This window comes from Streptomyces sp. NPDC054849 (assembly GCF_053610945.1).
Genome location: NZ_JBSGZI010000107.1, coordinates 21,293 through 27,553 on the forward strand (window position 1 = coordinate 21,293; position 6,261 = coordinate 27,553).

A 6,261-nucleotide genomic window follows, 5' to 3' on the forward strand; every position below is an offset into this window, starting at 1 on the left:
ACACCGCTCGCACGGCACGTTTCGACGGAGGAGCCCATGACGGCAACGGACAGTGCGCTCACCGCCCTCTCCCATGGCTGGTGCGCCCTCTCCCTCCTGCACGGCCGGATCGAGGCCCACATCGAAAGGGCCCTGCAGGCCGGGCACGGCCTCAGCGTGCGCGAGTACTCGCTGCTGGACGTCCTCAGCCGCCAGCACGACGGACCCGGCGGGCACCTGCGGATGCACCAGGTCGCGGACTCGGTGGTGCTCAGCCAGAGCGCGACGACCCGCCTGGTCAGCAGGCTGGAGGACCGGGGCCTGCTGAACCGCTACATCTGCGACAGCGACCGGCGGGGCATCTACACCGACGTGAGCGAGGCCGGCCTGACCCTGCTGGCCACGGCTCGGCCCACCAACGACACCGCCCTGCGCGAGGCCCTGGACGAAGCCGCCCGCAACCCGGAACTCGCCCCCCTGGTGTCGGCGGTGGAGAACCTCCGCCGCTGACACCGGGCACCGGACGCCCAGACGACCGGCGACCGGCGACCGGCGACCGGTGACCTGGCCGGCGGGACGTCCGGGCTAGCGGGCTAGCGGGCTAGCGGGCGGGCGGGCGTTTCGTTTGGATCGAGACTTCGCAGATCGCCGCCATGACCGGCTGCCAGCGGTCGGCGGCCTGGATCACTGGAGTGAGGGTGGCCGGTGGACACCGTGCCCTGGTTGCACGTAGTTGCGAAGCAAGGCGCTCTGCCTGTCGATCTGCTGCTTCCCGTGACCGGCAGGACGCATGTAGCGCGTCTCGACGGACGGGAGATGCGCGACACGGACGCCGTGTTCCAGCAGTTCTACGACGGACTGAGGCTGCCTGATTACTTCGGGTGGAACTGGAATGCCCTCTCCGACTGTCTGCGTGATCTGAAATGGCTGTCTTCGGACCACTGCGTATTGATCGTCGAGACCGCGGATGAGGCACTGTCGGGCGATCCCTCCGAACAGCGGCTGCTCTTCAACACCTGCGCGGGCAGGGCAGCGATGGTCCTACACACAGCGGCCCGAGGGCATCGAACCCGGCAGGCTCGTTGCTGTCATGTCTTGGGACGCCCCGTCCGACTTCCTCGGCCGGGGCGTGAACTTCCGTAGCTGCAGGCTGCGTACGGCGACCGAAGACCACCGGATACTGATCAGCGATCTCACCGTGGCCGACGTTCCCCGGCCGGTGTGCACCGTGACCTGATGGAGGCGGACGGGGCAGGGCGCCGTCTCCCTCGCCGGCAACCACTACTCCGACCCGCCGGTGCTGACCGGCCCCCACATATTCAACACAGCCCACAGCGCCGCGGCGTCGCCGCCGCCGTCCTCGCCGCTGCCGCCCCGGCGTCGGCTGGCCCCGTCGATGACGAAGTCTCGAGGGGACAGGCCGTCCGCTCTGCGGCCGCGTCCGGGCGGCCGTGCTCGGCGGCTCCGCGCCCTGCCGGTGGCGACGCCGAGCGGCGAGCCGGAGCGCTGGGCGGACCTGCTCCGCCATGTTCACACCCTGCTCGGCCGGCTGCGGGACACCGATCCGACGCTGCCGGCGGCCTGTCCTGCCGCTCCGGCCCGGATCGGGCGCCATGGCCCGGAGATCGCGATGGCGGTGTGCCGCAGCTTCGAGGTACGGCGCGAGCCGGTGGGCAAGCGCGTGAAGGCCTCGATCGTGCCGGCCGACGATCCCGGGCGGGAATCCTCGCTCCCCTTCTACTCAGTTGCCGGCGTGCTGAGGCTGTGCCGTCCCCTCGGTAGTGGCCGTCTCGACCGGCGGGCTCTGCGGCTTGCCGCCCATGAGGGCGAGGGTGGCCGAGGCGCCCGCGGCGGCGATGCCGACGGCGGCGAGGAAGGCTGCGCTGAACCCGTCGGTGAGGGCGGTCAGGTCACCGAGTGCGCCCGCGCCCTGGGAGGTGGCGAGCGCGGTCAGGGCGGCGAGGCCGAGGACGGAGCCGACCTGATAGGTGGTGTTCAGGATGCCCGAGGCAAGGCCGGCTGCTCCTGCGGGGAGGCGGACATGGCCGCCATCAGGGTCGGGATGTAGGCGAGCGCCACGCCCAGGGCTGCCACCAGCGAGGCGGGCAGGACGTCGACCAGGAAGCTGCCGGTGGGGCGGGCGGTCGAGAGCCACACCAGGCCCGCGGCCAGGACCAGCAGACCGCCGGTGATGAGCAGGAGGTGTGGGCGATCACCCGCGACGGGCTGCTGCACAGCACCGACGGCGGCGCCACCTTCCAGCCGGTTCCCGGCACGCCGGTTCTGGCCGCCGTGGAGCAGCCCGCATCCGACCAGCTGATCGCGCTGGCCGCCGACGGCACCATCCTGACCGGCAGCGACGGCACGTCCTGGACCGAGCGCGGCCGCCTCCCCCAAGGTGCACGGCCGGCCGTACTGACTGCGGCCAGCCCCACCCACCTCCTGGCCGCCGACACCAGTGGCGCCGTCCACGAGTCCAAGGACGGCGGTCGCACCTGGACCACCGTCCACCGCCCGGACCACGACAACACAGGACACTGACCTGCCCGTCCGCCGACATCAACCCTCCTGTCGGACTTGGCACCCGGCAGGGGCCGCCACGGCAAGGGCGTCGGAACCTGGCCCTGGGCCCGAGGCCTACACCGCCGGCGGCTGCACGGCGCCGCCGAGCAGAACGGCCAGCAGCCGCCGCGTGGTCGCCTCCGCATCCTCTCCCAGTCCGGGAACGCGTGTCATCAGCAGGTGGTGAACCGTGCCGACCAGCGCGAGCGCGATGGTGGCGGTGTCGGCGCCGGCGGCCAGACGGCCGCCGCGCTGCTCGGCCTGCAGGTAGGCGGTGAAGGCGTGCTGGATCGCATCGAAGGCGGGCGCGCCGGACTGGAACCCCTCCCGGGTGTGCTGTGCGGCTGCCGGTCGAGTCATCGCCAGCCCCACCACCGCCGCAGGCAGCGCCTCCAGCAGGTCGAGGACGACCTCCTGGAGGTTGCCTGCGACCGTGCCTTCGCCCACCTTCGCGTCCAGCGCCTCGGCCTGGCGGGCGCTGCGCGCGAACCGGTCCAGGAGCAGCTCGGCGACGAACTCGTCCAGGCCGGTGAAATGCGTGTGCAGGACGCCCTTTCCGCAGTCCGCTTCCGCGGTGATCGCGCGGCTGGTCAAAGCCGCCGCGCCGTCGCGGGCCACTACCCGCTCCGCAGCCGCGAACAACCGCTCGCGCAAATCCGGAATCGCCACTCCACGAGGTGACACAATCGCCCCTTCCCTCAACCCCATTGCAAGTATGGGCATCCGCCCATACTGTTTGGGCACTTGCCCATACTAGTGCCGGGGTGCCGTGCTGCGCCCCGGCGGGAGGGAGTCCACCCATGGCTCATTTCGCCAACACCACGCAAGCCGAGGCGTGGAACGGATACGAGGGCGAGCAGTGGGCCCGCAGCCAGGACCGCTGGGACGCCGTCAACGACGGCTTCAATCAGCCCCTCCTGGACGCTGCGGGCATCGCGGAAACCGATTGCGTGCTGGACGTCGGCTGCGGGGCCGGCCGCACCACCCGCCTCGCGGCCCGGCGTGCCAGCCGGGGACAGGCCCTCGGACTGGACCTGTCCGGCCCGATGCTGGCTCAGGCCCGCGAGAGCGCCGTGCGGGAGAGGGTGGAGAACGTCTCCTTCGTCCAGGGCGACGTGCAAGTCCACGCGTTCGACGCCGGGGGCTTCGATGCGGTCATCAGCCGGTACGGCATGACCTTCTTCGCCGACCCCGTCGCCGCGTTCGCCAACCTCCACCGCGCGCTTCGCCCCGGCGGCCGGCTGGCCTTCATCTGCGCGGCCGAAGCCGAGGCCAACCAGTGGTTCGAGGTGCTGGCCTCACTGGAAGCCATCGTGCCGCTCGGCGGCTTCGGCAAGGCCGGCGACCCCGGCATGTTCTCGCTCACCGACCCCGACCGCATCCGCACCCTGGTCACCGCGGGCGGCTTCACCGATGTCGACGTACAGCGCATCGAAGTGCCGGGGAATTGGGGCGCCGACGCGCAAGACGCCGCGGCGTTCCTGCTGGACTCCGGCCCGGGCCGGCACCTGCTCAGCCAGGTCACCCCGCAGCAGCAGACGAAGGCGCGCCCGGTGCTGACCGATGCTCTCGGCCGTTACGAGGCGGACGGGGCGGTGTGGCTGCGCAGCAGCTCATGGATGGTCACCGCCGTACGCGGTGGGGCGAAGCAGCGCTGACCGGCCCGGGCAGGTCCGTCGTGGGTCAGGAGCGGACCATGCGGGCGATCGCCTGGGCCGCTTCGGCGATCTTGTCCTGGGCCGCTTCGCCTCCTGGCGCGACGGCATCGGCCACGCAGGACTGGAGGTGGTCGTCCATCATCGTCAGGGCGAAGGACTGCAGCGCTTTGGTGGTGGCGCCGACCTGGGTGAGGACGTCGATGCAGTAGGTGTCCTCCTCGACCAGCCGCTGCAGCCCCCGCACCTGGCCTTCGATGCGGCGCAGTCGTTTGAGGACGTCGTCCTTGTTGGCGGTGTAGCCGTGCACGGCGATCCCTCCCCTTCTCCGATTACCCCTGGGGGGTATAGCTGCAACGACGGGGTGCGGTGATGTGTTCCGCTACTGCGACCTCGGAGGTGACGGTGCCCCGCCCGGGTGGCCGGGCGGGGCGTCTGCGGGCAGGGGGCTCAGCTGCCGGCGCGGAAGGAGCGCAGGCGCAGGCTGTTGCCGACCACGAAGACCGAGGAGAAGGCCATGGCAGCTCCGGCGATCATCGGGTTGAGCAGTCCGGCCGCGGCCAGGAGGAGGGCGGCGACGCTGTAGCCGAAGGCCCAGAAGAGGTTGGACTTGATGGTGCCCGGCATCTTGCGGGACAGGCGGATCGCGTCGGCCGCCGCCCGCAGGTCGCCGCGGACCAGGGTCAGGTCGCCTGCTTCGATCGCGTCGTCGGCGCCAGTTCCCATCGCCAGGCCGAGGTCGGCCTGGGCGAGGTCGGCCGCGTCGTTGACCCCGTCGCCGACCATGGCGACCGAGCGGCCTTCGGCCTGCAGGCGCTTGACGACGTCGACCTTCCCCTCGGGCATGACCTCGGCGATGACCTGCTCGATGCCGAGCTCGGCGGCTACCGCTTCGGCGACGGCCCGGTTGTCGCCGGTCAGCAGGATCGGTGTCAGCCCGAGGGCCTTGTGGCGCTTGATGGCCTCGGCGCTGGTGTCCGTGACGGCGTCGGCGACCTCCAGGACCGCGCGGGCTTCCCCGTCCCAGGCCACCGCGATCACCGTCCGCCCGGCCGCTTCGGCCCGGCTGTACGGCGCAGCCCTCGCTCTCGCCTTCACCGGCGCCTACGGCATAGGAGCAGTGGCCGATCCGCTCACCGGCAACACGCCCACCGCCCCGCACGCCGCACGCCGCACACCAGGAGAGCAACGCGATGAACCACAGCGGCCAGCGCACCGCAGCGACACCGCCACTCCCGGGCGGACTGCAGATCTCCCAGGACGGCTACACCCTCGACCTGCTGACCCCGCGCCTGGCCGTCGGCCAGGAAGCCCCACTGCGCTTCGCCATCAAGGACGAGGCCGGCAAAGCCGTCACCGACTACGCCACGGCCCACGACAAGGACTTGCACCTCATCGTCGCCTCACGCGACCTGAACACCTTCCGCCATCTAGACCCCACCCTCGGGGCGGACGGGACCTGGAGCACTCCCGTCGGCCTTCCCGCGGCAGGCGAGTGCCGCGTCTTCGCCGACTTCACCCCCGCCAAGCAGGGCGCCAAGCCCCTCACCCTGGGCGCAGACCTCGCCGTCGCCGGTCCCTACCAGCCGCGAGAGCTGCCGCCCCAGAAGTCCACGGCCGAAGTCGACGGCTACACCGTCACTCTCGAGGGCACGCTCACGGCCGGCAAGACGACTGACCTTACGCTGAGCGTGGCGAAAAACAGCACGCCCGTCACCGATCTCGAGCCCTACCTCGGCGCCTACGGCCACCTCGTCGCCCTGCGTTCCGGCGACCTCGCCTACCTCCACGTCCACGCCGAAGGCAACCCCGGCGACGGCACCACCCCGCCCGGCCCCGGCATCTCCTTCATGGCCACCGCTCCCACCCCGGGCGCTTACCGCCTCTTCCTCGACTTCAAGCACCACGGCACCGTCCGTACCGCCGCCTTCACCCTGCACACCACCAACAGCACCACGACCGCCCCCACCGGGTCTGTCCAGCCAACGGTGTAACTCGTGTGGTGTGAGTTAACGGCGGCCGACGGAGAGTCGGCCGTCGAAGGCGATGTCGAAGGCCTGCAGAG

General features: G+C 71.3%; 8 protein-coding genes and 2 pseudogenes. 6 read left to right on the forward strand and 4 right to left on the reverse strand.

Annotation, left to right across the window (positions count from 1 at the left end; all coding sequences use genetic code 11):
* The first annotated feature begins 36 nt into the window (after positions 1-36).
* The 3 genes from ACWGIF_RS32020 (at position 37) to ACWGIF_RS32030 (ending at position 1,216) form a co-directional block, all read left to right on the forward strand.
* Entirely contained in the window at positions 37-489 is a 453-nt protein-coding gene (locus tag ACWGIF_RS32020; RefSeq protein WP_453502726.1) for a MarR family winged helix-turn-helix transcriptional regulator, read from the forward strand.
* Positions 490-753: 264 nt separating this feature from the next.
* Complete coding sequence (locus ACWGIF_RS32025; protein WP_453502734.1) at positions 754-1,122, forward strand: barstar family protein; 369 nt, start codon at positions 754-756, stop codon at positions 1,120-1,122.
* Positions 1,070-1,216 carry a hypothetical protein gene (locus ACWGIF_RS32030; RefSeq protein WP_453502737.1) on the forward strand — a complete coding sequence of 49 codons (147 nt, stop codon included), beginning with the start codon at positions 1,070-1,072 and terminating at the stop codon, positions 1,214-1,216. The genes ACWGIF_RS32025 and ACWGIF_RS32030 overlap by 53 nt, the downstream gene beginning before the upstream one ends.
* Before the next feature lie 504 nt (positions 1,217-1,720).
* Here the strand turns inward: ACWGIF_RS32030 and ACWGIF_RS32035 are convergent.
* Positions 1,721-2,175, reverse strand: a pseudogene (locus ACWGIF_RS32035) (MFS transporter); the annotation flags it as partial.
* A gap of 6 nt (positions 2,176-2,181) precedes the next feature.
* On the opposite strand from ACWGIF_RS32035, the gene ACWGIF_RS32040 reads away from it, so the two are divergent.
* Entirely contained in the window at positions 2,182-2,520 is a 339-nt protein-coding gene (locus ACWGIF_RS32040) for a WD40/YVTN/BNR-like repeat-containing protein (protein WP_453502728.1), read from the forward strand.
* A gap of 96 nt (positions 2,521-2,616) precedes the next feature.
* Here the strand turns inward: ACWGIF_RS32040 and ACWGIF_RS32045 are convergent, their stop codons facing one another.
* The gene (locus ACWGIF_RS32045) at positions 2,617-3,225 is read right to left on the reverse strand and encodes a TetR family transcriptional regulator (protein ID WP_453502730.1); all 609 of its coding nucleotides are present in this window, start codon (positions 3,223-3,225) and stop codon (positions 2,617-2,619) included.
* 116 nt (positions 3,226-3,341) lie between these two features.
* Between ACWGIF_RS32045 and ACWGIF_RS32050 the strand changes: the two genes are divergently transcribed.
* The gene (locus tag ACWGIF_RS32050) at positions 3,342-4,199 is read left to right on the forward strand and encodes a class I SAM-dependent methyltransferase (RefSeq protein ID WP_453502731.1); all 858 of its coding nucleotides are present in this window, start codon (positions 3,342-3,344) and stop codon (positions 4,197-4,199) included.
* A 25-nt stretch (positions 4,200-4,224) separates the two neighbouring features.
* Here the strand turns inward: ACWGIF_RS32050 and ACWGIF_RS32055 are convergent, their stop codons facing one another.
* Both ACWGIF_RS32055 and ACWGIF_RS32060 read right to left on the reverse strand, forming a co-directional pair.
* Positions 4,225-4,545 carry a metal-sensitive transcriptional regulator gene (locus tag ACWGIF_RS32055; protein WP_453502736.1) on the reverse strand — a complete coding sequence of 107 codons (321 nt, stop codon included), beginning with the start codon at positions 4,543-4,545 and terminating at the stop codon, positions 4,225-4,227.
* A 101-nt stretch (positions 4,546-4,646) separates the two neighbouring features.
* Positions 4,647-5,264, reverse strand: a pseudogene (locus ACWGIF_RS32060) (HAD-IC family P-type ATPase); the annotation flags it as partial.
* 125 nt (positions 5,265-5,389) lie between these two features.
* Between ACWGIF_RS32060 and ACWGIF_RS32065 the strand changes: the two are divergent.
* Positions 5,390-6,190, forward strand: a complete 801-nt coding sequence (locus ACWGIF_RS32065) for a hypothetical protein (protein WP_453502733.1) — start codon at positions 5,390-5,392, stop codon at positions 6,188-6,190.
* Positions 6,191-6,261: the final 71 nt, after the last annotated feature.

What these genes read in the sequence shown, in the direction of transcription:
- ACWGIF_RS32050 (WP_453502731.1), top strand. Translation starts at nt 3,342, where the DNA reads ATGGCTCATTTCGCCAACACCACGCAAGCCGAGGCGTGGAACGGATAC.
- ACWGIF_RS32030 (WP_453502737.1), top strand. Translation starts at nt 1,070, where the DNA reads ATGTCTTGGGACGCCCCGTCCGACTTCCTCGGCCGGGGCGTGAACTTC.
- ACWGIF_RS32020 (WP_453502726.1), top strand. Translation starts at nt 37, where the DNA reads ATGACGGCAACGGACAGTGCGCTCACCGCCCTCTCCCATGGCTGGTGC.
- ACWGIF_RS32065 (WP_453502733.1), top strand. Translation starts at nt 5,390, where the DNA reads ATGAACCACAGCGGCCAGCGCACCGCAGCGACACCGCCACTCCCGGGC.